The sequence below is a fragment of the Burkholderia sp. BCC0322 genome (assembly GCF_902833045.1).
GTDB lineage: Bacteria > Pseudomonadota > Gammaproteobacteria > Burkholderiales > Burkholderiaceae > Burkholderia.
The window spans coordinates 21,532-47,444 of sequence record NZ_CADFDU010000009.1 but is presented as its reverse complement, the minus strand read 5'-3'; the positions used below and the strand labels follow the sequence as shown (position 1 = coordinate 47,444).

General features: G+C 66.8%; 23 protein-coding genes. 7 read left to right on the top strand and 16 right to left on the bottom strand.

The window, feature by feature from the left end; genetic code table 11:
• Positions 1 to 236 precede the first annotated feature (236 nt).
• Both HWX39_RS23585 and pstS read left to right on the top strand, forming a co-directional pair.
• A complete protein-coding gene (locus tag HWX39_RS23585; protein WP_208458851.1) occupies positions 237 to 503 on the top strand; it encodes a hypothetical protein in 267 nt (88 codons plus the stop codon).
• A gap of 51 nt (positions 504 to 554) precedes the next feature.
• Complete coding sequence (pstS, locus tag HWX39_RS23580) at positions 555 to 1,580, top strand: phosphate ABC transporter substrate-binding protein PstS (RefSeq protein WP_175970217.1); 1,026 nt, start codon at positions 555 to 557, stop codon at positions 1,578 to 1,580.
• Positions 1,581 to 1,755: 175 nt separating this feature from the next.
• Here pstS and HWX39_RS23575 read toward each other — a convergent pair whose 3' ends face one another.
• Together HWX39_RS23575 and HWX39_RS23570 are read right to left on the bottom strand one after the other, a co-directional pair.
• A complete protein-coding gene (locus HWX39_RS23575) occupies positions 1,756 to 2,502 on the bottom strand; it encodes an SDR family oxidoreductase (RefSeq protein ID WP_175970216.1) in 747 nt (248 codons plus the stop codon).
• Positions 2,503 to 2,540: 38 nt separating this feature from the next.
• On the bottom strand, positions 2,541 to 3,515 hold the full coding sequence (locus tag HWX39_RS23570; RefSeq protein WP_175970215.1) for an SDR family NAD(P)-dependent oxidoreductase: 975 nt from the start codon (positions 3,513 to 3,515) through the stop codon (positions 2,541 to 2,543).
• A gap of 127 nt (positions 3,516 to 3,642) precedes the next feature.
• On the opposite strand from HWX39_RS23570, the gene HWX39_RS23565 reads away from it, so the two are divergent.
• On the top strand, positions 3,643 to 4,275 hold the full coding sequence (locus HWX39_RS23565) for a TetR/AcrR family transcriptional regulator (RefSeq protein WP_175970214.1): 633 nt from the start codon (positions 3,643 to 3,645) through the stop codon (positions 4,273 to 4,275).
• 451 nt (positions 4,276 to 4,726) lie between these two features.
• Here HWX39_RS23565 and HWX39_RS23560 read toward each other — a convergent pair whose 3' ends face one another.
• From HWX39_RS23560 to HWX39_RS23545, 4 genes are all read right to left on the bottom strand, one after another.
• On the bottom strand, positions 4,727 to 5,188 hold the full coding sequence (locus tag HWX39_RS23560; protein ID WP_175970213.1) for a MarR family transcriptional regulator: 462 nt from the start codon (positions 5,186 to 5,188) through the stop codon (positions 4,727 to 4,729).
• Positions 5,189 to 5,348: 160 nt separating this feature from the next.
• On the bottom strand, positions 5,349 to 6,062 hold the full coding sequence (locus HWX39_RS23555; protein WP_175970212.1) for an SDR family oxidoreductase: 714 nt from the start codon (positions 6,060 to 6,062) through the stop codon (positions 5,349 to 5,351).
• A 73-nt stretch (positions 6,063 to 6,135) separates the two neighbouring features.
• On the bottom strand, positions 6,136 to 6,510 hold the full coding sequence (locus HWX39_RS23550; protein ID WP_175958351.1) for a hypothetical protein: 375 nt from the start codon (positions 6,508 to 6,510) through the stop codon (positions 6,136 to 6,138).
• Positions 6,511 to 6,543: 33 nt separating this feature from the next.
• Positions 6,544 to 7,425 carry an NmrA family NAD(P)-binding protein gene (locus tag HWX39_RS23545; RefSeq protein WP_175970211.1) on the bottom strand — a complete coding sequence of 294 codons (882 nt, stop codon included), beginning with the start codon at positions 7,423 to 7,425 and terminating at the stop codon, positions 6,544 to 6,546.
• Positions 7,426 to 8,038: 613 nt separating this feature from the next.
• Between HWX39_RS23545 and msrB the strand changes: the two genes are divergently transcribed.
• The 4 genes from msrB (at position 8,039) to HWX39_RS23525 (ending at position 12,652) form a co-directional block, all read left to right on the top strand.
• On the top strand, positions 8,039 to 8,569 hold the full coding sequence (msrB, locus tag HWX39_RS23540) for a peptide-methionine (R)-S-oxide reductase MsrB (protein ID WP_175958349.1): 531 nt from the start codon (positions 8,039 to 8,041) through the stop codon (positions 8,567 to 8,569).
• A gap of 37 nt (positions 8,570 to 8,606) precedes the next feature.
• Positions 8,607 to 10,469 carry a cytochrome c biogenesis protein DipZ gene (locus tag HWX39_RS23535; protein WP_175970210.1) on the top strand — a complete coding sequence of 621 codons (1,863 nt, stop codon included), beginning with the start codon at positions 8,607 to 8,609 and terminating at the stop codon, positions 10,467 to 10,469.
• 133 nt (positions 10,470 to 10,602) lie between these two features.
• A complete protein-coding gene (gene msrA, locus HWX39_RS23530) occupies positions 10,603 to 11,298 on the top strand; it encodes a peptide-methionine (S)-S-oxide reductase MsrA (RefSeq protein ID WP_175970397.1) in 696 nt (231 codons plus the stop codon).
• A gap of 238 nt (positions 11,299 to 11,536) precedes the next feature.
• Positions 11,537 to 12,652 (top strand): aromatic ring-hydroxylating dioxygenase subunit alpha, encoded by a 1,116-nt coding sequence (locus tag HWX39_RS23525; protein WP_175970209.1) that lies wholly within the window; start codon positions 11,537 to 11,539, stop codon positions 12,650 to 12,652.
• 18 nt (positions 12,653 to 12,670) lie between these two features.
• Here the strand turns inward: HWX39_RS23525 and HWX39_RS23520 are convergent, their stop codons facing one another.
• From HWX39_RS23520 to HWX39_RS23475, 10 genes are all read right to left on the bottom strand, one after another.
• On the bottom strand, positions 12,671 to 13,060 hold the full coding sequence (locus HWX39_RS23520) for a cytidine deaminase (protein WP_175958346.1): 390 nt from the start codon (positions 13,058 to 13,060) through the stop codon (positions 12,671 to 12,673).
• Positions 13,061 to 13,170: 110 nt separating this feature from the next.
• Entirely contained in the window at positions 13,171 to 14,487 is a 1,317-nt protein-coding gene (gene deoA, locus HWX39_RS23515; protein ID WP_175970208.1) for a thymidine phosphorylase, read from the bottom strand.
• 38 nt (positions 14,488 to 14,525) lie between these two features.
• Entirely contained in the window at positions 14,526 to 15,800 is a 1,275-nt protein-coding gene (locus tag HWX39_RS23510) for a NupC/NupG family nucleoside CNT transporter (RefSeq protein ID WP_175970207.1), read from the bottom strand.
• A gap of 78 nt (positions 15,801 to 15,878) precedes the next feature.
• Positions 15,879 to 16,871, bottom strand: coding sequence for a purine nucleoside permease (locus HWX39_RS23505; RefSeq protein WP_244135088.1), 993 nt, complete (start codon positions 16,869 to 16,871; stop codon positions 15,879 to 15,881).
• A 99-nt stretch (positions 16,872 to 16,970) separates the two neighbouring features.
• Positions 16,971 to 17,930 carry a nucleoside-specific channel-forming protein Tsx gene (locus tag HWX39_RS23500; protein ID WP_279613108.1) on the bottom strand — a complete coding sequence of 320 codons (960 nt, stop codon included), beginning with the start codon at positions 17,928 to 17,930 and terminating at the stop codon, positions 16,971 to 16,973.
• Positions 17,931 to 18,340: 410 nt separating this feature from the next.
• Positions 18,341 to 19,798, bottom strand: coding sequence for a dihydropyrimidinase (gene hydA, locus HWX39_RS23495; protein WP_175970205.1), 1,458 nt, complete (start codon positions 19,796 to 19,798; stop codon positions 18,341 to 18,343).
• A 65-nt stretch (positions 19,799 to 19,863) separates the two neighbouring features.
• The gene (locus HWX39_RS23490; RefSeq protein WP_175970204.1) at positions 19,864 to 21,372 is read right to left on the bottom strand and encodes an NCS1 family nucleobase:cation symporter-1; all 1,509 of its coding nucleotides are present in this window, start codon (positions 21,370 to 21,372) and stop codon (positions 19,864 to 19,866) included.
• 102 nt (positions 21,373 to 21,474) lie between these two features.
• Positions 21,475 to 22,788: an NAD-dependent dihydropyrimidine dehydrogenase subunit PreA gene (gene preA, locus HWX39_RS23485; RefSeq protein WP_175970203.1), complete on the bottom strand. Its 1,314-nt coding sequence runs from the start codon at positions 22,786 to 22,788 to the stop codon at positions 21,475 to 21,477.
• Positions 22,789 to 22,852: 64 nt separating this feature from the next.
• Positions 22,853 to 24,190 (bottom strand): NAD(P)-dependent oxidoreductase, encoded by a 1,338-nt coding sequence (locus HWX39_RS23480; protein ID WP_175970202.1) that lies wholly within the window; start codon positions 24,188 to 24,190, stop codon positions 22,853 to 22,855.
• A 127-nt stretch (positions 24,191 to 24,317) separates the two neighbouring features.
• Positions 24,318 to 25,598: a Zn-dependent hydrolase gene (locus HWX39_RS23475; RefSeq protein ID WP_175970201.1), complete on the bottom strand. Its 1,281-nt coding sequence runs from the start codon at positions 25,596 to 25,598 to the stop codon at positions 24,318 to 24,320.
• Positions 25,599 to 25,913: the final 315 nt, after the last annotated feature.

Below are 25,913 nucleotides of genomic sequence, written 5' to 3'. Positions count from 1 at the left end.
CGGTGCATATGTCGTTTTTTTGATCGTGAAGATAGCTGACAGCCGCATCCACCATTTCGCGCTGGCCATTCCGCTGACGACACGGCCCAACGTGACGGCGATCGAGCGTTGGCCTCCAGCGTGGCAAGTGGCGGGAACTGAACCCGGCATTTCCGGCAGTCGCACGCTCCTTGAGTTTTCATATCCAGATGCAATACTCCTATCAGCCACCGATGCGAGACCATTCGCCACGCGCCATGACGGACTCCGCCACTCGTCTGACCTCCCCGGTCGTTTGCGATGATCTGAGCCTGTCGTTCTCTGCCTATGGGGCCGGTTGGGGGTACGTTGCAATCAAGCTCCCGGTCGACGTCATTCGGGAAACGCTCGGCGCAAAGACGGCGACACCCGAACAGTTGCTCACCGCATTTGAAAGCAATCGCGAGAAGATCGCGATTGCGGTCAATCGACATACCTTGCCGAACGACGGCCGGCACATCCTGCTCGACAAATCAGACTTCTAGATCAGCACCCGCGGGTGGGCCGGCATACCGACAGTAGACAGGAGGTACTACATGAACATCCGGATCCTGGTTCCCTGCACCCTGGCCCTCGCTGCCATCGCCGCTCACGCCGCCGATATCACCGGCGCAGGCAGCACGTTTGCCGCCCCGATTTACGCAAAATGGGCAGACGCGTACAAGAAGTCGGGCGGCGGCAAGGTCAACTATCAAGGCATCGGTTCGTCCGGTGGCCTGAAGCAGATCAACGCGAAGACGGTCGATTTTGCCGGTTCGGACGCGCCGCTGAAGGATGACGAGCTCGCCAAGGACGGCCTGTTCCAGTTCCCGACGGTGGTCGGCGGCGTGGTGCCGGTCGTCAACGTGCCCGGTGTGAAGTCAGGCGAACTGACGCTGTCGGGCCCGGTGCTCGGCGACATCTACCTCGGCAAGATCAAGAAGTGGAACGACCCGGCGATCGCCGCGCTGAACCCGAAGGTCAAGCTGCCGGATGCGGACATCGCCGTGGTTCGCCGTGCTGACGGCTCGGGCACGAGCTTCATCTGGACGAACTACCTGTCGAAGGTCAACGGCGAATGGAAGTCGAAGGTCGGCGAAGGCACGACGGTCAACTGGCCGACGGGCACGGGCGGCAAGGGCAACGACGGTGTCGCGGCTTTCGTGCAGCGCCTGCCGGGCGCGATCGGCTATGTCGAGTGGGCGTACGCGAAGAAGAACGGCATGGTCTACACCGCGATGAAGAACTCGACGGGCACCGTCGTCGAACCGAAGACGGAAACGTTCAAGGCCGCTGCCGCCGGCGCGAACTGGTCGAAGTCGTTTTATCAGATCCTGACCAACGAGCCGGGCAAGGACGCGTGGCCGATCGTCGGCGCGACGTTCGTGCTGCTGTACGCGAAGCAGGACAAGCCGGAACAAGGCAAGGAAACGCTGAAGTTCTTCGACTGGGCATTCCGCAATGGCAACCAGGCTGCCACGGATCTCGACTACATCTCGCTTCCCGATCCGGTCGTGTCCGAAATTCGCAAGCAATGGAAGGCGAAAATCAAGGACGTCGCCGGTAAAGCGCTGGTGGACTGAGCGCGCTGGGTGGACGCGATATCGACCGCATACGTCCCTGGGCGCCGCGATGCCGCCATCGGCCTGGCCGCACCGAGCGCCCGGAAGCGGACGCTCATCCGGTCAGGCCGCGGTCGCTTGCCAGCCTATTCATCGCGAAGCCCGCGTCGGGCGATGCGTGCGGTCGGTACCGCGTTCATAGCTGCGACCACCCTCCGTCGACCGGCAGTTCGGCGCCGTTCGTGAAGGTCGCGTCGAACGCGAGGAAGAGGACGGCCTTGGCGATTTCCTCCGACGTCCCGAAGCGCTTCATGGGAATCATGCCGACGGTGTGCTCCTTGACCTGGGTACGCATCTCTTCCGCAGGAAACACCTTGTCGAGGATGCCCGTATCGATGGGGCCGGGCGACACCGCGTTTAAGCGGATCTCCAGAGGAAGCAGCTCGGCGGCGAGCACCCGGGCGAATGCCCGCAGCGCAGCCTTGGCGGCTCCGTACGTGGCTTGGCCCGGCAGCCCCTTGACGTTGGCGACGGAGGTCGTGAGGACGACAGCGCCTCCCCGATTGATCAGCGGCGCGAACGTCTGGACCGCGAAAAAGGGGCCCTTCGCGTTCAGATTGAACATCTCGTCGTAGACGGCTTCGGTCACGTGTCCGAGCGGCGTCGGCATGCTGAACCCGGCGTTGACGAAAAGCAGGTCGATGGTGCCGAACTCGGTCTTCGCCTGAGCGGCGAGCGCGTCGATATCGGTCAACGACCGCGCGTCGCTCGAAATCACGATAGCGCCGTCCCCAAGCGCTTGCTGCGCCGACACCAGGCCGGCCTGCGAGCGGCCGGTCACCAGAACGCGCGCGCCTCCGTCGAGGAGCATCTTCGCCGTCGCGAGCCCCATGCCGCTCGTGCCGCCGATAATCACCACCTTTTTATCCTGGTACCGGTTCATATGGTTTCTCCTAGAGAGATTCGGGTTGCGCTTCTGATTCAGGACGCCGCGCTCAGGGATTCCGCGTATGACCAATTGACGCCGGAGACATTGACGACGGCCTGCCACGCGGCTTCTTGATTGGCGCCATCGTGGAGGTGCGGGTGGCGCTGCGCCTCAATGGGGCCGGTGAACTTCCCTTTGGCCGAGGCAAAGAATTGCCCTGAGACGTCGGTTCCGAACTCCGACGCCTGGAGGTATCGACGGGCCGCGGTCTCCGGCGTCTGATTCATGCCGGGAATGAGGTTCGTGATCGGGATGAACAGATACTTCAACGCGGGGCCAGCGTTTCGCACCACCCTGGTGTCGGTCGCCGCACCGGGCGAGACCGCGTACACGGCCATGCCCGAAGGCAGCCGGCGAGCCAGCGCCGCGGTCCACCAGGCGATCATGAGCTTCGCGTCGGCATATGCATTGTTCGGCACGTACTTCACGTTCGGCCCGTTGCGCAGCAGGGCTTCCATCGCAGCGGTCAGGTCGCCCTGGTGATATTGGGCAGCGAATGCGTCCACGTCGGTGTAGCGGAACAGGGGTACGCCCCCTCGGGCAGGTTCCGCGCCGGCGATGACAATCCGCGAGTCGGGGCTCAACAGGTTGGCGCGGAGCAACCCGACAGTCAGTTGATGATGGCCGATCAGCGGGGCCTGAGAAGCCTCGACGCCCGCCGCGGTGATCACGCGCTGTTTGCCTGGGACCATTCCGGCATTGAGCAGCAGGAAATCGATCGGCCGACCTCGCTTGACGAGTTCGGCGAGGGCCGACTGAACGCTGGACGGCGTGTCCAACTCCAGCTCCAGCGGCGTGAAGACCTGCCTTCCGGTTTCCGCCGCGAGCTGAGCGGCCGCTTCCTGGGCCCGAGCCAGGCTGCGCCCGGTGACGATGATCTCGTGCCAGCCCTCTTTGGCGAGCAGGCGGGCGGCCGCATGGCCAAGCCCGGAGGTGGCGCCGGTGACGAGCGCGATCGAATGTTCCATGGGTGTCTCCGTGGTGAGGGGCGAAGGCCGAGTCGTGAGGCCCCGCGGGGCCACGGACGACTTGCCAATTTAGAACTATTTGGTTATATATTTGCGCAATGCAAATCGTCAAGGAATTTTGAACCAAATGATTCAAAATACGAGTAGACCGAGGGGGCGACCGCGCAGCTTCGACGAGACGGGGGCACTGGAAAAGGCCACCCAGGTGTTCTGGTCGAAAGGCTATGACGGAGTGACGATTGACGATCTCGTCGCCGGGATGGGTGTCGGACGGCCGAGCCTGTATGCCGTCTTTGGGGACAAGCGGGCGATATTCCTGCGCGTCCTCAGGGGGTACGCAGAACGGAAAGGCGCATCGGCCGCGAAGGCACTCCTCTCGCCAGCGAGTCTTCGCGACTCGATCACGGGCTTTCTGAGGTACGCCGTCGAAAGCGCGACCGAGAAAGGGTCCGCCCGGGGCTGCCTGCTGGTGTGCGTCGCTCCGCTTGTGGACGACCCCGAGGTTCGGCAGTTCCTGCAAAACGCGGCCGCCGGTGGCACCGCGCTGGTGGAAAGTCGCTTCCGGGACGCGATCAGCGCGGGAGAAATACCCCCTGACTTTCCCGTAGCCGCGCGCGCCACCCAAGTCACGGATTTGGCGCGTGGGCTGACCATGCGTGCGCAGCTAGGCACGCCGCGCAAGACGCTCTTCAGGGATGCCGAGGAAGCGGCCGACCTGGTGCTCCTGCCGCGGCGTGGAAACGCGGGGCCGGAAAGTTGACGCCGGCGTTGAATGGCGTTGTGGGGCGGTAGGTCTTGATCGTTGCCGATCAGAGCGCCGTCAAACCCGATCAATCGTTTCCCGTTCGGGACGGGAGGGATCATCTCGGTTTCGAGGTCGAAGCCCGAGCGCCAGTCAACCTCGAGCGCACGCCCTCTCGGGTGGGCGATTCGCGCCAGCATGAGTGGGCCATGCTCTCGAAATCGTCTTGCGAAATCTCGGCAACCGGAAACCCCGCGGCATCGGGCGGCTTGTCTGTGAGCCTCCCCCGAATCCGACCTCAAGATGTTGCGGGTCGGACTGCAGAACGACTCCCGCGTCGTACCGCACTACGGTCCTGCATCGCTACCACTCGGACAGCTGAGAAGAACTCCAGGTCGTGAAACGTAGCCCTTCCTCGAAGGAGGACCGGTGTCACGCATCATGTTGTTGTCGCCATGCATCGGATGGCTTAGTCGACCGACGAACCCATCGGCACGTCGCCGACGACCACGCCTTTCAACCCCTTCCGCAACGCCGTCACATTGTCTACGCCGTTCAGTTGCTCGAACGCCCGTTGCGCTTCCTGCCAGAGAGCGGCCGCCCGTTCGTGCAGGCGCCGCCCCTCCTCGGTGAGTTCGACAAGGCGGCTTCGGCCGTCGGTGGGCGACGGCTTGATCGTGACGAAGCCGTCGCGCTCCAGGAAGCCCACCATCTTCCCCATCGCCGTTCGTTCGATATCGAGCCGTTCGGCAAGGGCGTTGACCGGGGTACTTCCCACTTCGCACAGGGCGGCCAGGGTAAGGAATTGCGTGATGCGCAGCCCCGAGGGCTCGAGATGGCTATCGTAGAGTCGGGTGATCTGCCTGCTCGCCTTCCTGACGGTGAAGCAGTTGCATTGATCGATTCCGAGCGGCTGGTTAACGGGCAACATCGGTTGCACTCCTGATTTCGGTTCATTGCGCGAACGCTACGCGCGTGTCGCGCGGAGGTTCGGTGGTAGCTGTCAATGATAGCCGGGAGCGACAGGGCCGGCGTACGACCTGCGCACCGCGTGGCGCGCCGCCGAATCCGGCCCGTGTCGACTGCGGTGTTCAAAGCCCTGCCGGCGGCGTGATGTAGCCGGGTATCTCGGCCGCGAGCGTGCGCTTCAGCACCGCTGTCCCCTCGTCGGCCATGACCTCGCTCTTGCCGGCGGCAAGCGCGTCGTAGGTCTGTCGCACGACGTCCACGGGACTGGCTTTAGGCACGTCGATGCCGTTGGTCAGATCGGTATCCACGAACCCGACGTGCAGGCCGAGAACCTGGATGCCACGCTCGCGCAGGTGAAAGCGAAGCTGGTTCGTGTAGCTCCAGGCGGCGGCTTTCGACGCGGCATAGGGCGTCAGAATGGGCCTCGGAAGCCACACGATGTCGGAAAGCACGTTGATGATGGCGGCGTGCCGCTGGGCCGCCAATATCTGTTCGAAGGCCTGTGTGACGCGCACCACGCCGTAGTAGTTGGTATCGAACATGCGGGTGGATTGCGCTTCGACGTCGGCCGCGAGGGGCCCGTCGATCAGCGCGGCAATGCCTGCGTTGTTGATCAGCAGCGTCGTGTCGGCCGCCCGTTTCGCGGCCTCGGCGATCGACGCCGGATCCGTGACATCGATCCTGACCGGCACGAGGCCCGGCTCGTCGAAACCGCTCGTGTTGCGCATACCCGCGTACACTTTCGCCGCCCCGCGCCGAAGCGCCTCGCGTGCAAAAGCGAGGCCCAGGCCGCGATTGGCACCGGTGATGAAGACGGTGGCGTTCTTGATATCCATGACAAGCTCCTTTTTCAAAAGCCGCGTGCCGGGGGCGGTGTCGACGCCACCCACGAGCGCGCGGGTGGCTGGCTCAAAGAAAGACGTGGTCCGGCAACTGCTTCGAAAGCGACTCCCGCAGATGGGTCGCGAGAGTCAGTACGGCGCCAAGCGGGCTCATCCGCACGCTGACGCGCGGCACCGAGCCATCGGCATTGCGATCGACGACCACGACCGCGCTCAACGTTTCGCCGCTCGTCAGAACGGCCTCGTATTCGAGAAAAAGCCGCGTGCCGACAGCTTGAACAAACGTAGGCGTCTGCGAGACATAAAAAGTCCCGACGGCGTCGACGGCGAGCCGGATTTCGTCGCGCCCGATGACGGGCGCGCGCAACACCGAGCTGACCAGCTCGGCGTCGGCCGTCAGATCATCGAGAAACGGGTGACGCTCATCTTGAGTGAGTGACATTTTCAAACCTCCCGGTTCGTTTCAACGACGCGTTCACACGAACGCGGCCCGATATTTCTCGACGAACTGCTGGACCGACAGCGCCGGCGTTCCGGTGATCTTCTCGACGGCATCGTTGGTGCCCGAGAAGATGCCGTCGCGGTAGTTCTGCGCGACTTCGACCAGATGCTGCGTGAGGAACGGCGGAAACTTGTAAAGGGTTTCCATCTTGATTCGGAATTCCTCGATGGAAGTCGGCGCATATTCGATCCGGGCGCCGAGCACCTCGCTCATCGCGTCTGCGATCTCGACGTGGTTCATCTCGACGGGGCCGTGGAGCGTGTAGGTCTTGCCCTCGTGGCCTTCGGGGTTGGCGAGGATGCGGGCGATCACGCGCCCCTGATCGTCGCTGGCGATGGGCGCGTGACGGCCGTCGCCAAACGGAAATTCGATCTTCTTCGTGGCCCAAATCTCCCGCGCAAAATGTGGATAGACGAGCCAATCGGCAAAGAAGGTCGGGCGCAAATGCGTCGTCGCGACACCCGACCAATCGAACACCTGCTCGGAGACCCAGTGATCCTGTGCCGCGTGGCTCAGCGACGCCCGGCGCGCGGAAATCTGCGACATGTTGACGATCGCCGTGACGCCCGCTTCCTTTGCTGCCTGCGCGAAATAGGCCGCGGCCCCGATGATCCCCGGCGCGATCGGATGAAGGAAATACGCCGATCGGATGCCTTCCATCGCTGCCCGAATGTCGTCGATGTCGGTGAAGTCCCCGACCGCGACATCGACACCGCGCTGCCTCAGGGCTGCCGCCCGATCATCATCCGTGCGCACATAGGCCCGCACGCGCTTGTGCATCTTGAGCAGTTCGTCAATGGCAATACCTCCGGTGCGTCCGGTTGCACCGCTCACAAGAATTTCAGGCTCGTTCATCGCTTCGCTCCTTTCGAAAAATGAGAGCATATGCTCCCTTGACACGAAGGTTAGGAGCATATGCTCTCATTGTCAAGTTTTTCTGGTTCGCCAGTACCTCGAGGAAAGTCACGCCGGAGCCGGCAGCGGCATTGCGAGCCGCGCATCGCCAGGCTGCTGCGCAGGTGCCCGGCAATGCGAAGCGCCTGCGGGCGTCGATATCGTGCCGGCTTACTTGCGGCTGATCAGCCAGATGTATGAGGGGCCGCAGCCATGCCTGGCGCGGACATTTGAGTGTCCATACGGGGGCGGGAGCGAACGGCTGAAATGGCCGGGAGCCGTCGGCTGCAGTCGCCCCCGGCTGTCCCACGTCACCGCATTTGATCGGCAACCCAAAATCCGGATTCGCCGCGCCACTCGACGAACACTAAAAATCGCGGTGCGAACAGGTACTCGGTAGAAATCCGCGGCTCATCCGTTTGAAGCCCCTTGCCGGTCGGCGCTGCGACGGATTCCGACGCACCTCGACAGCCCCCCAACCTTCACAATTCATTTAACTTTCCGTGAGGACTTCGACACCGGCCGCTAACTACGATAGGCGCATGTTTTCAGGACCTGCTGCCAGGAGCCCATCATGCCCACCCGCAGACATCTGCTGTTCGCCGGCGCTACCGGCCTCGCCGTGCTCGCGACCCTGTCGTCCGCCGGCCGCCGCGCGCTGGTCGGCCGCGCGTTCGCCGCGCCGCCGGTCACCCCGCAGACGGCCGCCCCTTTTGAAGTCACCCTCAGCGACGCCGAATGGCATCGCCGGCTCACGCCCGCCCAGTACACGATCCTGCGCGAAGCCGGCACCGAGCGGCCGTACACCAGCCCGCTGAACGACGAGCACCGGCAAGGCACGTTCGCGTGCGCCGGCTGCAACCTCGCGCTGTTCTCGTCGGCCACCAAGTTCGACAGCCATACGGGCTGGCCGAGCTTCTGGAAGCCGCTCGACCACGCGGTCGCCACCCATACCGACACGTCGTTCGGGATGATCCGCACCGAAGTGCACTGCCGCCGCTGCGGCGGCCATCTCGGCCACGTGTTCGACGACGGTCCGCAACCGACCGGCCTGCGCTACTGCATGAACGGCCTCGCGCTCACCTTCCACCCTGCCGCCGCCTGATCCGGCCCCGAACTCCCGACCGACTGGAGAACGCACCATGCTGCTCATCGTCCTTGCCTACCTCGGCGGCGTGCTCACGATCCTGAGCCCGTGCATCCTGCCCGTGCTGCCGTTCGTGTTCGCGCGCGCCGACCAGCCGTTCGTACGCACCGGCCTGCCGCTGCTCGCCGGTATGGCGCTCACGTTCGCCGTCGTCGCGACGCTCGCCGCCGTCGGCGGCGGCTGGGTCGCGCAGGCGAACCAGGCCGGACGCTGGGTCGCCATCGTGCTGCTCGCGTTCTTCGGCCTGACCCTGCTGATGCCGCGCCTCGCGGAGCACCTGACCCGCCCGCTCGTCGCCGCCGGCAACCGTCTCACCGGCTTCGCGCAACGCGATGGCCGCCCGGCCGGCCCCGCGTCGTCGCTGCTGCTCGGCGTCGCGACCGGCCTGCTGTGGGCGCCGTGCGCAGGCCCGATCCTCGGGCTCGTGCTGACCGGCGCCGCGCTGCGAGGCGCAAGTGTCGGCACGACGCTGCTGCTGGTCGCGTACGCGGCCGGCGCGGCGACGTCGCTCGGCGTCGCACTCGTGATCGGCGGCAAGGTGTTCGCTGCGATGAAGCGCTCGCTCGGCGCCGGCGAATGGATCAAGCGCGGGATCGGCGTGGCGCTGCTGGCCGGCGTCGGCGCGATCGCGCTGGGCCTCGATACGGGCGCGCTCGCGCAGTTGTCGACCGTGACCACCGGCGGGCTCGAGACGAAACTCGTCGACCGGCTCGGCGGGCGTTCGAACGGCGCACCCGCGGCGATGGCCGCGACGGGCGATGCCGCCGGCCACGCAAGCGGCGGCGCGATGATGGCCGCGGTTGCCGATGGCGCGCAGGCCGGTGGCGGCGCAATGGCCGGCGGCGCGATGATGCGCACGGCCGCCGCGACACCTGCCGCGCTGCCCGTCGAAGGCACGCTGCCCTCGCTCGACGGCGCGGTGCAGTGGCTGAACTCGCCGCCGCTGACGGCGGCCGGCCTGCGCGGCAAGGTCGTGCTGGTCGATTTCTGGACCTACTCGTGCATCAACTGCCTGCGCACGCTGCCGTACACGGCCGCATGGGCACGCAAGTACGCGCCGTACGGGCTCGTCGTGATCGGCGTGCACGCGCCGGAGTTCGCGTTCGAGCGCGACATCGGCAACGTGAAAAAGGCCGTGCATGACCTCGGTATCGACTACCCGGTCGCGATCGACAACGGCTATTCGATCTGGCGCGCGTTCGGCAACGAATACTGGCCCGCGCACTATTTCATCGATGCGCAAGGCCGGATCCGCCATCACCACTTCGGCGAAGGCGAATACGCGCAATCCGAGCGCGCGATCCAGTCGCTGCTCGCCGAGGCCGGCCATCCGGAAGCGCTGAACGTGCCGCTCGGGCTCGCCGCCGCACCCACGACGGGTGTGCTCGCGGCAGCCGATGCCGCGGACGTCCGTTCGCCCGAAACCTATGTCGGCTACGCACGTGCGGAGAGCTTCACGTCGCCGGGCGGCGTCGTGCGCGATGCGGCGCACCGCTACGACGCGCCCGCGCACCCCGACCTCAACGACTGGGGCCTCGCCGGCACGTGGCGGGTCGGCGCGGAACGCGCGTCGCTCGACGCGCCGTCGGGACGGATCGTCTACCGCTTCCACGCCCGCGACCTGCACCTCGTGCTCGGCCCGGGCGCGAACGGCCAGCCCGTGCGCTTTCGCGTAACGATCGACGGCACGGCGCCCGGTGCCGCCCATGGCACCGACGTCGATGCGCAAGGCTACGGCACCGTGACCGGGCAGCGCCTGTACCAGCTGGTCCGGCAGCCCGGCGCGATCGCCGACCGCACATTCGCGGTCGAGTTTCTCGATCCCGGCGTGAATGCGTATGCGTTCACGTTCGGCTGATCCAGGCTGATCCCGGCTGGACGCGGCGCACCGGTGCCGCCTCCTGGCTACCCGTTTTCCATACCGCCTTCCGAAGGAGCACACCGTGAACACCATCTCCCCCCGCGGTCCCGCGCCGCAACGACGCACGGCGATGCTGCGCCGCATCGGCGCCATCGCCGTCGCGGCCGCCGCCGTGTTCGGCTACCAGCGCATCGTCCAGTCCGCCGAGCCGATGCGCACCGTGCCCGCACCGGCGCTCGACGAAACGCCCGGCGCATCGCACGACGAGACGGCCGTGTTCGCCGGCGGCTGCTTCTGGGGCGTGCAGGGCGTGTTCGAGCACGTGAAGGGCGTGAAGCAGGTCACGGCCGGCTATGCGGGCGGCGCATCCGAAACCGCGCACTACGCGCTCGTCGGCTCGGGGCTGACCGGGCACGCGGAATCGGTTCGCATCGTCTACGACCCGACCCGGGTCACGTACGGCCGGCTGCTGCAGGTGTTCTTCTCGGTCGCGCACGATCCGACCGAGCTCAACCGGCAGGGCCCCGACGAAGGGTCGCAATACCGCTCGGCGATCTTCCCGACCACCGCGCAGCAACGCGCGGTCGCGACCGCGTACATCGCGCAGCTCGGCACCGCGCACGTGTTTCCGGCGCCCGTCGTCACGCGCGTCGAGGACTACAAGGGGTTCTACCCGGCCGAGGCCTATCACCAGAACTACCTCGAACTGCACCCCGACGCGCCGTACATCGCGTACAACGACATGCCGAAGATCACCGGGCTGAAGCAGCACTTTCCGGCGCTGTACCGCACCGACCCGGTACTGTGGCGCGATACGGGCTCGTGACCCGCAAGCGGCCGCGTGACGGGTGATACCCGCCGCGCGGCCGGGGCACGTGCGGCCACGCACGGCCGGCGCACGCCGCCTTCGAGCCGGTTTGCGCTGCATCAACGAAACCGCGACCGCCGTGACGGGGCAAACCCGCATCGCGTCCGCCGAGACAGGCAACTTCGCGTAGACTTCTCCAGATCCCCGCCGTGTCGTGCGGCGCCCGGAATCCCAGTCCAGCCTGGAGACGTCACGCATGCGCGCAGTGCCCTTCCCTGACAGCGGCACCCTTGGAGAACCCTCTTCCGGCGCGGCCGTGCGCGACCTGCGCCGCGTGCCGATTCATCCCGATCACTGGTACCCGCTCGCGTGGTCGCGCGAGCTGAAACGCGGCAAGACGCTCGGCGTGCGCTTCGCCGGCGAACCGATCGTGCTCGTGCGCACCGAATCCGGCGCCGTGTACGCGCTCGAGGATCGTTGCGCGCACCGCCAGGTGCCGCTGCACGCGGGCGTCGTGAGCGGCGAGACGCTGCGCTGCTGTTATCACGGCTGGACCTACGCGTGCGACAGCGGCCGCTGCGTCGACGTGCCGTATCTCGGCCGCGAGCGCCTGCCCAACGGCGTGCGCGCGTATCCGTGCCGCGAAGCGCACGGGCTGATCTTCGTGTTCCCGGGGGATGCGACGCTCGCCGACACGCGGCCGTTCCCCGCGCTCGAATCGGCGGACGACCGCGCATACAAGACGCGCCGTTTCGGCCGCGAGGTCAAGTGCCATTACTCGTTCATGCACGAGAACCTGATGGACATGAACCATCAGTTCCTGCACCGCAAGCAGATGGGGCAGATGCGCGCGCGCTCGTTGGGCCGGCGGCGCGGCGACGACTGGGTCGAGGTCGACTACACGTTCGCGCGGATGGAAGGCAAGCAGCCGGTTGGCGAGGCGCTCGTGTTCGGCGCCAGCAAGAAGCCGGCCGACCAGTCCGACAAGAGCGTGATGACGGTGCGCACCGCCTATCCGTACCAGACGCTGCAGATCCGCTCGAGCGAAGGCACGCTCGTGATGGATCTGTGGATCGTCTATGTGCCGCTCGACGCCGAGCAGCGCACCAACCGCACGTTCGGACTGCTGTCGATCCACAAGCCCGGCATCCCGTTCGCGCTCGATCTTGCGTGGCCGCTGCTCGTCTGGTTCACCGAGCGGATCTTCCGCGAGGATCGCTGGATCGTCGAGCGCGAGCAGGAAGCGCACGACGCCCAAGGCGCCGACTGGAACCACGAGGTGTTCCCGGTCATCAACGAGTTGCGCGACCTGCTGCGCCAGTGCGGCGCACGCACGGTGATCCCGATCCGCGACGCACGCGACGGCGCGTGACGTGAATCGCGCGCGCCGTTACAACCGGAACGCGCCCGGCAGCAATGCGTGGGCCGTCGTAACTTCGACGGCGCCTTTCAGGTTGGCCAGGATCACTTCGATGTCGGGCGTGCCGATCTCGATGATCACCTGGCGGCACGCGCCGCACGGCGCGATCGGGCCATCCGTGTCGCCGACGACCGCGAGCCGCGCGAAATCCCCCGGACGATAACCGGCGGCGATGGCAGAAAACATCGCCGTACGTTCCGCGCAATTGCAGAGCCCGTAGGATGCGTTCTCGACATTGCAGCCGTGAAAAACCGTCCCGTCGCGCGCCTGTAGCGCCGCGCCGACCTTGAAGCGCGAATACGGCGCGTACGCGCGTTCGCGCGCCGCCTTCGCCGCCTCGATCAGTTCGTGTCGTTCCATCTCGTCGTGCCTCCGATTGTGTGCCGGGATGTATGAGCGCGGCCGCACCCAGCCATCACGATACTCGCGTGACGTGAAGCGGGCCGCTGTTGTCCGCACCGTGAGATCGGTCAGTCGATCCGCTGATAAATGGTCGGCGGCGCGTCGCCCGTCTCGCCCAGCACGTAGCTGCGCTGGATCGTGTCCACCGCGTGCGCCGCGGCGGCAGCGTCGCGAGCATGCACGTAACCGAGCGGCTGGCCGGCTTCGACACGCTGCCCGATTTCCGCGAGCGCCGTCAGGCCGACACTGTAGTCGATCGCATCCGCCGCGCGCGTGCGGCCGCCGCCGAGCGCGACGACCGCCAGCCCGAGCGCGCGGCAATCGACCCGCTGCACCACGCCGCTCGTGCGCGACGGCACCGGCACGATCACCTCCGCCCGCGCGAGATGACGTGCGGGCGCATCGAGCAGGTCCGCAGGGCCGCCGAGCGCCGTGACCATCCTCGCGAAGCGTTCCGCCGCCGCACCCGTATCGAGCGCGTGCTGCAACTTCGCGCGCGCGTCCGCGACGTCGCGCGCCAGCCCACCGGTGACCAGCAGCTCCGCCGAAAGCGCCATCGTGACGTCATGCAGGCGCACCGGACGCGACTTGCCCGTCAGGTAGTCGATCGCGCACACCACCTCGAGTGCATTGCCCGCGCACGGCGCGAGCGACTGGTTCATGTCGGTGAGGATCGCCGTCGTCTTCATGCCGGCGCCGTTGCCGACGTCGACGATGCTGCGGGCCAGTTCCGCCGACTGCTCGGCGGTCGGCATGAATGCGCCCGAGCCGACCTTGACGTCCATCACGAGCCCGTCGAGTCCGGCCGCGAGCTTCTTCGACAGGATCGACGCGGTGATCATCGCGACCGACTCGACGGTCGCCGTCACGTCGCGAATCGCATAGATGCGCATGTCCGCCGGCGCCAGCCGCGCGGTCTGCCCGATGATCGCGACGCCGACGTCGCGCACCGTGCGGCGAAACGCGTCCGTATCGGGCGTCACGTCGTAGCCGGGAATCGCGCTCAGCTTGTCGAGCGTGCCGCCGGTATGGCCGAGCCCGCGGCCCGAGATCATCGGCACGTAGCCGCCGCACGCGGCCACCATCGGCCCGAGCATCAGCGACACGACATCGCCGACGCCGCCGGTCGAATGCTTGTCGATCACCGGTCCGTCGAGATCGAGCGTGTGCCAGTCGAGCACGTCGCCCGAGTCGCGCTGCGCGAGCGTCAGCGCGACGCGCTCGTCGGTGCTCAGGTCGTTGAAGAACACGGCCATCGCGAACGCGGCCACCTGGCCCTCGGTCACGCTGCCGTCGGTCACGCCGCGCACGAACGCGGCAATCTCGTCGCGATCGAGCGGCTGCCGGTCGCGCTTCTGGCGAATGAATTCCTGCGGTAAGAACATCGTTGCCTCTCCTCGATCGGTCGATGGCCGCTGCGGGCTCAATGCAGGGAAAAGAACAGGCCGGCGATCGCGGCGCTCATCAGGTTCGACAGCGTCGCGGCCGTCAATGCGCGCAGGCCGTGCCGCGCGACTTCCGAGCGGCGCTCGGGCGCGACCGCGCTGAAGCCGCCCGCGAGAATCGCAATCGACGAGAAATTCGCGAAACCGCACAGCGCGAACGACACGATCGCAAGCGTCTTCGGGTCGAGCACCTGCAGGCCGGCCGCCGCGACGTGCGCGCCGCCCTTCAGGTACGGCGACAGGTCGCCATACGCGACGAACTCGTTGAAGATCAGTTTCTCGCCGATGAAGTTGCCGGCCAGCGCCGCGTCGTGCCACGGCACGCCGATGATCCACGCGAGCGGCGCGAACAGGTGGCCGATGATACCCACCAGCGTGATCTGCGGAAAGCCCGCGAACGCGGCCACGCCGCCGACGATGAGGTTCATCAATGCGATCAGCCCCACGAACGCGATCAGCATCGCGCCGACGTTGATCGCGATTCGCAGCCCGACCGACGCGCCGGACGCCGCCGCCTCGATCACGTTGGCGGCCCGCTTGTCGTCGAAGTCGAGCCCGTCGACCACGACGCGGCTCGGCTCGACCGTCGGGTACAGCAGCTTGCCGAACAGCAGCCCGCCCGGCACCGCCATGAACGACGCGGCGAGCAGGTATTCCATCCTCACGCCAAGGCCGGCGTAGCCGACCAGCACCGACCCCGCGACCGACGCCATGCCGCTCGCCATCACCGTGAAGATCTCGGCGCTCGTCATGTTCCGCACGAACGGCTTCACGAGCGCGGGCATTTCGCTCTGCCCGAGAAAAATCGTCGCCACCGCCGAGCACGCCTCGATGCGGCTCACGCCGAGCAATTTCGCGAGCGCCGCGCCGAGGATCGCGACGATCCACTTCATCACGCCGATGTAGTACAGCACCGCGATCAGCGCGGTCACGAAGATGATCATCGGCAGTACGCGCAGGCCGAACACGAACCCGCCGTCGCCGAACAACTGGAACATCCGGCTGTCGACCAGCCCGCCAAACACGAATGCGATGCCGTGATTGCCCATGTCGAGCACGCGATTGACGCCGTTCGCGGCCGCCGCCAGCGCCGTGCGGCCCGACGGCACGAACAGCACCAGCGCGCCGATCGCCAGCTGCGTGCACAGCGCGGCGATCATGGTCCGGCCGCTCACCGCGCGCCGGTTGTTCGACAGCAGGTAGGCCACCAGCAGCAGGCACAGCATACCCAGGAGACTGCGCAGAATTTCCACCTTGTGCTCCTTTCTCTCGATGTTATTGAAATGCCGGAGCGCGCCCGATGCGCGCCCGTGTCCTGCCGACGGCGGCCGTTACTCGGCCGGTACGCCGTCCTTCCAGTGCGCCCAGTCCTTCACGATCGCGTTCACGAGCGGCGAACCGGCGAGGTACAGATTGTCGAGCGCCGGTACGAACCCGCCCTGGCTCTGGTAATCGAGCAGGTTGTCGACGTCCGAGCCGCCCGGCGGCGGCCGGTCGAAGTCCGAGCCCGAGCGCAGCACGGCCACGCGCTGCGTATCGGCCAGCCCTGCCGCGGCCGCCCGCTTGATCACTTCGAACGTCGCATTGTCTTCCTGCTGCGTCGTGCAGTACACCCCCTTGCCGTCGGTCAGCAGGCGCGTCCATTCCCTGGCGCGCTCGCCGAGCTTCGTGCCCGAGAACCACGTGTCGCCCGCGAGCGTATCGCACTGGATCACGGTCGGCGGCCGGTTCGCGGGCGCATCCGGATACTTCGCGCGATACGCGGCCGCCTCCTTGCTGTCGTGCAACGTCACGTCGCGCGACAGCGCGACGGCCTTGTCGAGGAGTGCCTCGTTCAACCGGAACACCTCGGTGCGGTAATCGAGCGGCGGCTTCTCGTCCCCGTTCTTCGTGTTGATGCCGAGATAGCCCGACTTCCAGCCGGCCGGAATTTCGCGCGCATCCAGCTCCCACTGGATCCCGAAGTCGACCAGGTAGCGCGCCCACGCGGCCGAGCCGAGCGTGCCCTGCGCCGGATCGATGCCGGCGATGCCGGTCACGACGAAGTAGGTCTTGCGCAGGTCGAACCGGCGCGAATAGACCAGCGCCGCCATCGACGCGGCCGCGTTCGCGTGGCCCATGCCGGTCGTCAGCACGCAAACGTCGTTGCGCGTGCAACTGACGGCCGGGTAGTCGGGCGACAGGCCCGGCACCGCGATCTTCCGCACCGGGCCGATCCGGTCGAGCCATGCCTTGCCTTCCGGCCCGAACATCGTGACGATCAGCACCTTGATCGCGCGCGGCGGATGCGCGCGTTCGCCGGCCGCGTGCGCGCCGCCCGTCATCGTCGCGGCCAGCGCGACGATGGCCGCCCACTTCGCTACTTTCCCCTTCCACATTGCTTGCCTCGTTCGTGTGAGATTCATGATCGTGTTGCGAGCCCGTCAGAACTGATAGCCGACGCTCGCGTAATAGCCCCAGCCGGTCGACCGGTTCTGGAACGGCCCGTCGCCGAAGTTCAGCTCGGTGCCGCCCCACTGGCCGCCGTTGTGGAAATAGCGGGCCGCGGTCCAGAAGCGCCAGTGCTTGAACGAATAGATCAGCACGTTGGTCGACACGAACGCGGTGTCGGTGCGCGCATGGCCGCCCGTCTCCTCGCGCAGTTTCGAACCGAAGTCGTAGTTGAAGAACCCGACGTAGGTCAGGTTGCCGCCGTGAAACGTGCCGATCGGGTAGATGTATTTCATCTGCGCGCGATAGCCGTCCCACGTGTTCTGGTTGGCCGCGCCGTAGTTCTCCCATTGCCGGCGCAGGTACAGGTTCGCGGACAGCATCAGCTTCGTATGCGTATCGATGTCGGTGCCGAGGCCCGCATACAGCGTGTTCTGCCGCCCGGCCGTGTTGTGCCCCTGGTCGTAGATCCAGTCGAACGCGACATACCATTCCTTGAACGGCCCGAATCCGAGATGCCGGCCGACGAGATCGTCGATCGACACGCGCGGCTCCTGCTCGCTGAACAGCGGCGAGCCCTTGTTCGTATAGCCCGAGTCGTAGCCGTTGCCGACGCCGAACGCGCGCGGCAGGTCGACATAGCCGTACAGGTCGAACGGCCCCTTGCGGCCGAAGTATTCGTATTCGAGGTACACGTCGTTGGTCGTGTGCGGCCCGAAGCGGATGTCCTTCGACCCGATCACGCCGAGGCTCTGGTGAAACCAGCTCGACAGATACGGCGACGGCGCGGGTGCCGGCGGCGCGTTCGGCGTGACCGTGCCGCTCTCGGCAAGCTGCGTCGCACCCGCCTGCGCGACGGTGCCCGCCTCCTGCGCGATCGCGGCCGCCGGCATCCCCACCGACAGCGCAAGCAGCATGGCGCCCGTGCGCACCGCCGCATTCATCTCTTTCATCGCACTCCTTGACAATTTTTTCAGTTTTTCTATATGCATGCTCTTGACCCCGCCTTCCGATCGTTGCTCTTGTCGATATCCCGATGCCGCGCGCCGGGCCCGGATCTCCGCGGTCGGCCGCTGCCCCAGATTCGGGCGCGCCGCCTGCTTCAAGTGCGCGTGCGCTCCGAACTTGACCGGTCAGTCAGCATTCGGACCGTTTCGCGGATAAACCCGAGGGGATAAAGCACAAGCCGTGCCATATATTGACCGGACGGACAGGATGCGAAGAAGATGCGGAAGCGGGGAACGGCCGCCACCTGCGTGACAAGCCGTCCCGCGCCGGCCGGCCGTCGGCGTGAGCGCAACGGGACGTCCAAACGCGCGCGGGGCGCGGCGCGCGAACGAACACGCCCCGCGACACGTTCCGCTCAGCCGCCGCGCTCGACCGGATGCGGTTCGCGCAGCCGGTTCGCGATCCGCGCGGCCTCGTAGTAACTGGCCGCCGGCGGGCGCTTCAGGTAGCGGCCCGCGCCGCGCACCGCGCGCAGCTCGCCGTCGGCCCATGCGAGCGCGCCGCGCGTGAGCGTGTGCGTCGCCACGCCCTGCACCGTCATCCCTTCGAACACGTTGAAATCGACCTGCTGATGATGGGTCTTCACCGAGATCGTCTTCGTCGCGGCCGGGTCCCAGACGACGAGGTCGGCGTCGGCGCCCACCTGCACGGCGCCCTTGCGCGGATACAGGTTGAAGATCTGCGCGGCGTTCGTCGACGTGATCCGCACGAACTCGTTCGGCGTGATGCGGCCGTGATTCACGCCGTGATGCCACAACACCGACATGCGATCCTCCACGCCGCCGCAGCCGTTCGGGATCTTCGTGAAATCGTCGCGGCCCATTGCCTTCTGCGATGCGCAGAACACGCAGTGATCAGTCGCAGTCGTATGCAGTTGCCCCGCCTGCAGCCCGCGCCACAGTGCCTCGCGATGCTCGGCCGAGCGGAACGGCGGGCTCATCACGTGTGCGGCCGCACGCGTCCAGTCCGGATCGCGATAGACCGCCTCGTCGATCACCAGATGGCCCGGCAGCACCTCGCCGAACACGCGCAGCCCTTCGCTGCGCGCACGCGCGATCGCATCGACCGCATCCTTCGCGGAGACATGCACGATATACACGGGCACGCCGAGCACCTGCGCGATGCGGATCGCGCGGTTCGCGGCCTCGCCCTCGACCTCCGGCGGCCGCGACAGCGGATGCGCCTCCGGCCCCGTCATCCCGCGCGCGAGCAGCGCCTTCTGCAGCTGGAACACGAGCTCGCCGTTCTCCGCATGCACGGTCGGCAGCGCACCGAGTTCGAGCGAGCGCGCGAAGCTGTTCACGAGCACCTCGTCGTCGGCCATGATCGCGTTCTTGTACGCCATGAAGTGCTTGAAACTCGACACGCCGTGTTCGCGCACAAGCGTGCCCATGTCGCGATGCACGCTCTCGTCCCACCATGTCACGGCCACGTGGAAACCGTAATCGGCCGCCGCCTTCTCGGCCCAGCCGCGCCATGCATGGAACGCGTCCATCAGCGGCTGCTTCGGGCTCGGGATCACGAAGTCGATGATGCTCGTCGTGCCGCCCGCGAGCCCGGCGGCCGTTCCCGAGTAGAAATCGTCGCTCGCGGTCGTGCCCATGAACGGCAGTTCCATGTGCGTATGCGGGTCGATGCCGCCCGGCATCACGTACTGGTCGTGCGCATCGACGACGGTCGCGCCGGCCGGCGCCTCGATCTGCTCGGCGATCTGCAGGATCGTGCCGCCGTCCTCCGGGGCTGCGCAGAGCACGTCCGCGCGATAGGAGCGGTCCGCATCGACCACGGTGCCGCCGCGAATCAGGATTGCCATTGGGTTGCCTCCTCGTTGACTGTCGGGTGCCGCATGCCGCGCTCGGATCACAAGCGCCGCGCGCGTCACGCGCTCGCGATCTGCGCGCGCTGTCCGGCGCGCCACTTCATCCAGGTGCCGTACACGCACGACGCCAGCACGAGGCCGACGAACCACGCGTACGTGTAGAGCGTGTTGAAGAATGCGGGCACGTTTGGAAACGATGCCGGAAAAGCCGTATGCAGGAAGCCGGGCAGGTTCGGCAGCACGCCGATCGCGAGCGCGGCCAGCGCGGCCGGATTCCAGCCGCGCGCGTAGCTGAAGCCGCCGCGCTCGTCGAACAGCGCGCGCGTGTCGAGCCGCGTGCCGCGGATCAGGAAGTAGTCGACCATCAGGATCCCCGCCACGGGCCCAAGCAGCGCCGAATAGCCGACGAGCCAGGTGAAGATATAGCCGTCCGTCGTCGCGAGGATCTTCCACGGCATCATCACGATCGCGATCGTCGCGGTGATCATCCCGCCGGTGCGGTACGAGATCGCCTTCGGCCACAGGCTCGAAAAATCGTAGGCCGGGCCGACGAGATTCGCGGCGAGATTGCAGCACATCGTGTCGAGCGTGAGGATCACGAGCGCGATGCCCACGCCGATGCCCGTCATCCGGCTCGTCAGGTCGATCGGATCCCAGATCGCGTTGCCGTAGATCACGACGGTCGCCGACGTCACGACGACCGATACCACCGACAGCAACGCCATCGGCAGCGGCAGCCCGATCGACTGTCCGATCATCTGGTCGCGCTGCGAATGCGCGAAGCGCGTGAAGTCGGGAATGTTCAGCGCGAGCGTCGCCCAGAAGCCGACCATCGCGGTCAGGCCCGGCCAGAAGGTCGCCCAGAACAGCCCGGCCTTCTTGCCGCCCGCCGCGAACTGCGACGGCGCCGACAGCATCGTGCCGAAGCCGCCCGCCTTCGACGTCGCCCACCACACGAGCGCCACGCACATCACGACCTTGATCGGCGCGGACCAGCTCTCGAGCCAGCGGATCGAATCGGTGCCGTGCCAGATGAAGTAGATCTGCAGCGCCCAGAACACGAGGAAGCACGCGAGCTGCCCGACCCCGATGCCGACGACCGGCAGCGCGGCGCCGTGCAGCGCGTTGCCGGTCAGGATGTTCAGCAGCGTATAGATCGCGCTGCCGCCGAGCCAGGTCTGGATCCCATACCAGCCGCACGCAACGATCGCGCGCAGCAGCGCCGGCAGCTTCGCGCCCTGCGTGCCGAACGACGCGCGCACGAGCACCGCGTACGGAATCCCGTGCTTCGCGCCCGCATGGCCGATCAGCAGCATCGGCACGAGCACGATCAGGTTGCCGAGCAACACGGTCATCACCGCCTGCCACGGCGACATGCCTTCCTGGATCAGCCCTGCCGCGAGCATGTACGACGCGATGTTCATCACCATCCCGACCCATAGCGCGGCGAAGTGATACCACTTCCACGTGCGCTGCGCCGGCGTCGTCGGCGCGAGGTCGTCGTTGTACAGGCTGCCGCCCTGCGCCGCGGCGCTATCGGGATCGGCGGAATTCGCTGCGGGATTCATCGAACGCACTCCACGAAAAACGTCGGCGCCGGCATCATGCGATGCCGGCCCGGGTGGAACCCAAAGCGGCGGTGCGGAATGGCCCGCGCCGCCGGACGCCGGTCAGGCAGCCTGCTTCGCGTGCTTCTCGGGTGCCGCCGCCGTGCCCGCACCCGCGTCCGCGCTCGCCGGGTTGTTCGGGTGCGTAGTCCAGTTCGCGTAGTCGCCCGAATCGACACGCTCCATCGTGATGCATTGCTCGACCGGACACACATGCATGCAAAGATTGCACCCGACGCATTCCGAATCGACCACCTCGAAGTGCCGCACGCCGTCCTTCGTCGCCGTGATCGCCTGGTGCGAGGTGTCCTCGCACGCAATATGGCACAGCCCGCACTGGATGCAGCGATCCTGGTCGATGCGCGCCTTGATGTCGTACTTCAGGTTCAGGTATTTCCAGTCGGTCACGTTCGGCACCGCGCGGCCGCGGATGTCGTCGAGCGTCGCGTAGCCCTTCTCGTCCATCCAGTTCGACAGCCCGTCGGCCAGGTCCGACACGATCCGGAAGCCGTAGTGCATCGCGGCGGTGCATACCTGCACGCTACCGGCGCCGAGCACCATGAACTCGGCCGCGTCGCGCCAGGTCGAGATGCCGCCAATGCCCGAGATCGGCAGGTTCGGCGTTTCCGGATCGCGCGCGATCTCCGCGACCATGTTCAACGCGATCGGCTTGACCGCCGGGCCGCAATAGCCGCCGTGCGTGCCCTTGCCGTCAACCATCGGCATCGGCGCCATGTGATCGAGGTCGACCGCGACGATCGAGTTGATCGTGTTGATCAGCGACACGCCGTCCGCGCCGCCCTTATATGCGGCGCGCGACCCCATCCGGATGTCGCTGATGTTCGGCGTGAGCTTCACGAGGCACGGCAGCTTCGTGCCTTCCTTCACCCAGCGCGTGACCATCTCCACATATTCGGGTACCTGTCCGACCGCCGCGCCCATCCCGCGCTCGCTCATCCCGTGCGGACAGCCGAAGTTCAGCTCGACCGCGTCGGCGCCCGTATCCTCGACGAGCGGCAGGATCCATTTCCAGTCGCGCTCGTTGCACGGCACCATCAGCGACACGATCAGCGCGCGATCCGGCCAGTCGCGCTTCACCTGCGCGATCTCTCTCAGGTTCACGTCGAGCGGACGGTCGGTGATCAGCTCGATGTTGTTCAGCCCCGCGATGCGCTGGCCGTTCCACTGCACGGCGCCATAACGCGAACTGACGTTGACGACGTGCGGATCGAGCCCGAGCGTCTTCCAGACGACCCCGCCCCAGCCCGCCTCGAACGCGCGGTTCACGTTGTAGGCCTTGTCGGTCGGCGGTGCGGACGCGAGCCAGAAGGGATTCGGCGAAGTGATGCCCGCGATGGTGCAGCGAAGGTCGGCCATGGTCGGCTCCGTGAGAGTGGGGTCGTGTACGTTGTGCTCGTGGCGTATGACGCGCGTTGTGCGGTCACGCGGCCTTCGCGGCGCGCTGCGCAAGCGTTGCGTCGATCGACGCGGCCGCGCGCTTGCCGTCCTGCACGGCCTGCACCGTGAGGTCGATGCCGCCCGTCGCCGCGCAGTCGCCGCCGGCCCATACGTCGGGCCATGCGGTGCGCCCGTCCGCGTCCACTGCGATGCGGGCACCGTCCGCCGTCAGCAGCGCGGCGTCGACGCCGTCCGGTGTCAGCGTCTGGCCGATCGCCTTCAGCACCATGTCCGCATCGACGGTGAAGCGCTCGCCCGACGCCGACTCGAATTCGACACCCGTCACCTGCCCGTCCACACCCGTCATGCGCACCGGCTTCGCGTGCGTGACGAGCGTGACGCCGCTCTTCTGCGCGAACTCGCGCTCGGCCCATGTCGCGCTCATCGCGTCCACGCCGCGCCGGTACGCCATCGTCACGCGTTCGGCGCCAAGCTTGCGGCTCTGCACCGCCGCGTCGATGGCCGTATTGCCGCCGCCGATCACGACGACGCGCCGCCCGACCGGCACGTGCTCCAGCGCGTCGGCCTGCCGCACCTGCTCGATGAAGTCGACCGCGTTCATCACGCCGGCCAGTTGCTCGCCGTCGATCGAAAGCGCACGCACGCCGCCGAGGCCCATCGCGAGAAACACCGCGTCGTGCTGCTCGCGCAGCGCGTCGAGCGCGATGTCGCGCCCCAGCGCGACGCCGGTTTTCAACGCGATCCCGCCCACCGACAGCAGCCACTCGACTTCGCGCTGCGCGAACGCGTCGACGGTCTTGTATGCGGCGATCCCGTATTCGTTGAGGCCGCCGGCCTTCGGGCGCGCGTCGAACAGCGTGACGCGGTGCCCGGCGAGCGCGAGCCGGTGCGCGCATGCGAGCCCGGCCGGCCCCGCGCCGACCACCGCGACATGGCGGCCCGTGTCGGGCGCACGCGTGAAGCGCACCGCACCGGTCTCCATCGCCCAGTCGGTCGCATGCCGCTGCAGCGCGCCGATCGCGACGGGCTGCGCATCCTGGTGATTGCGCACGCATGCGCCTTCGCACAGGATCTCGGTCGGACACACGCGGGCGCACATCCCGCCGAGCGGATTCGCCGACAGGATGTCGGTCGCGGCGCCCTTCAGGTTGCCGTTGCCGATCTTGCGGATGAAGCTCGGGATGTCGATCCGGGTCGGGCAGGCCTGCACGCACGGCGCGTCGTAGCAGTAGTGGCAGCGGCTGGCGGCGGCCGCGGCGGCCGTCGGATCGAGCAGCGGCGCGATATCGGCGAATTCGCACGACAGTTGCGTGGACGACAGGCGATGCGCGGCGATATCGCCGGTTGGCTTGGTGGTCATACGCATTCCTTCGACTGGGTGGAGACAAAGCCGTCCCCGCCGGCTGCGAACGCACAGTCGGGGCGGTCGTTCTTGGGATTGCTACGGTCAGGCGATGCGCAGCCTGCCGGCTGCTACGGTCTCCGTGTCATGAAACCGGCTCGCATGCGCGCGACAGCATCGCGTGCAGCAGCACGTTCGCGCCGGCCTCGATCCAGGCGGGCGTCGCGTCCTCGATCTCGTTGTGGCTGATGCCGTCGATGCACGGCACGAACACCATCGACGTCGGTGCGACCTGCGCGAGGTAGCACGCATCGTGGCCGGCGCCCGACACGATGTCGCGATGCGAGAAACCGAAGCGGTCGGCCGCACTGCGCACGGCTTCCACACAGGCAGGATCGAACGCGACCGGCTTGTAATAGAAGATCTGCTCGAGGTCGGTCTCGAGCCCGATGTCGGCTGCGATGCGCGCCACACCGTCGCGCAACGCGGCATCCATCTTCGCGAGCACCGCATCGTCCGGATGACGGAAATCGACGGTGAAGAACACGCGCCCCGGAATCACGTTGCGCGAGTTCGGGTAGACCTGCATCATGCCGACCGTCGCGCAGCCGAACGGCGCATGATCGAGGCCGATCCGGTTGACGAGATCGACCACGCGCGACGCGCCGAGCAGCGCATCGCGGCGACGCGGCATCGGCGTCGGCCCCGCGTGCGCTTCCTGGCCGGTGAACGTGATCTCGTACCACCGCTGCCCCTGCGCGTCGGTCACGACGCCGATCGTCTTGCATTCCGCTTCGAGAATCGGCCCCTGCTCGATATGCAGTTCGAATGCCGCGTGCAGCTTGCGTCCGCCGCACGGCACGTCACCCGCGTAGCCGATGCGCGCCAGTTCCTCGCCGATCGTCTTGCCGTCCACATCCTTGCGCGACAACCCGTATTCGAGCGAGAACACGCCCGCGAACACACCCGACGCAACCATCGCGGGCGCGAAGCGCGAGCCTTCCTCATTGGTCCAGATCACGACCTCGACCGGATGCTCGGTCTCGATGCCGTGATCGTTGAGACTGCGAATCACCTCGAGGCCGCCGAGCACGCCGTAGATGCCGTCGAAGCGGCCGCCCGTCGGCTGCGAATCCGCGTGCGAGCCCGTGACGACCGGCGCCGCATCGGCCGCGCGGCCCGCGCGGCGCATGAATACGTTGCCCATCGTATCGACCGTCACCGTGCAGCCGGCGGCCTTTGCCCAGCTGACGATCAGGTCGCGGCCGGCCTTGTCGAGATCGGTCAGCGCGAGACGGCACACGCCGCCCTTCGGCGTCGCCCCGATCTTCGCGACTTCCATCAGGCTGTCCCACAACCGCTTGCCGTCGACCTTGATCGACGTGTCGAAAGCTGCCCGCTTCACTGTTTCCGATACCGCGTTCATTCGTATCGCTCCTGTGGGGTCGGTGATGCCGCCAGCCGGTCCGTGCCGGTGCGTGTCATGCCTGTTTCGGGGCAACGCCGCCCAAGCGCGGTGCATGCCCCGGTCGTTCGCGAGGAACGTCCGGCGAATCGGGCCGAAAGGTTTCCGCCGCTCGTCTAATCCTGTCCGATTGGACAGGTTTTAGACGATCAAAATGACCAAATCAATCTCTTTCTTGCGTGAATGAATGGAGCGAGAAACGTGCCATCGCAACGCAGCATGGCGATGCATGCGCGATGTCCGCACGCGTGCGTTCGATGCGAATCAGCGGCTAGA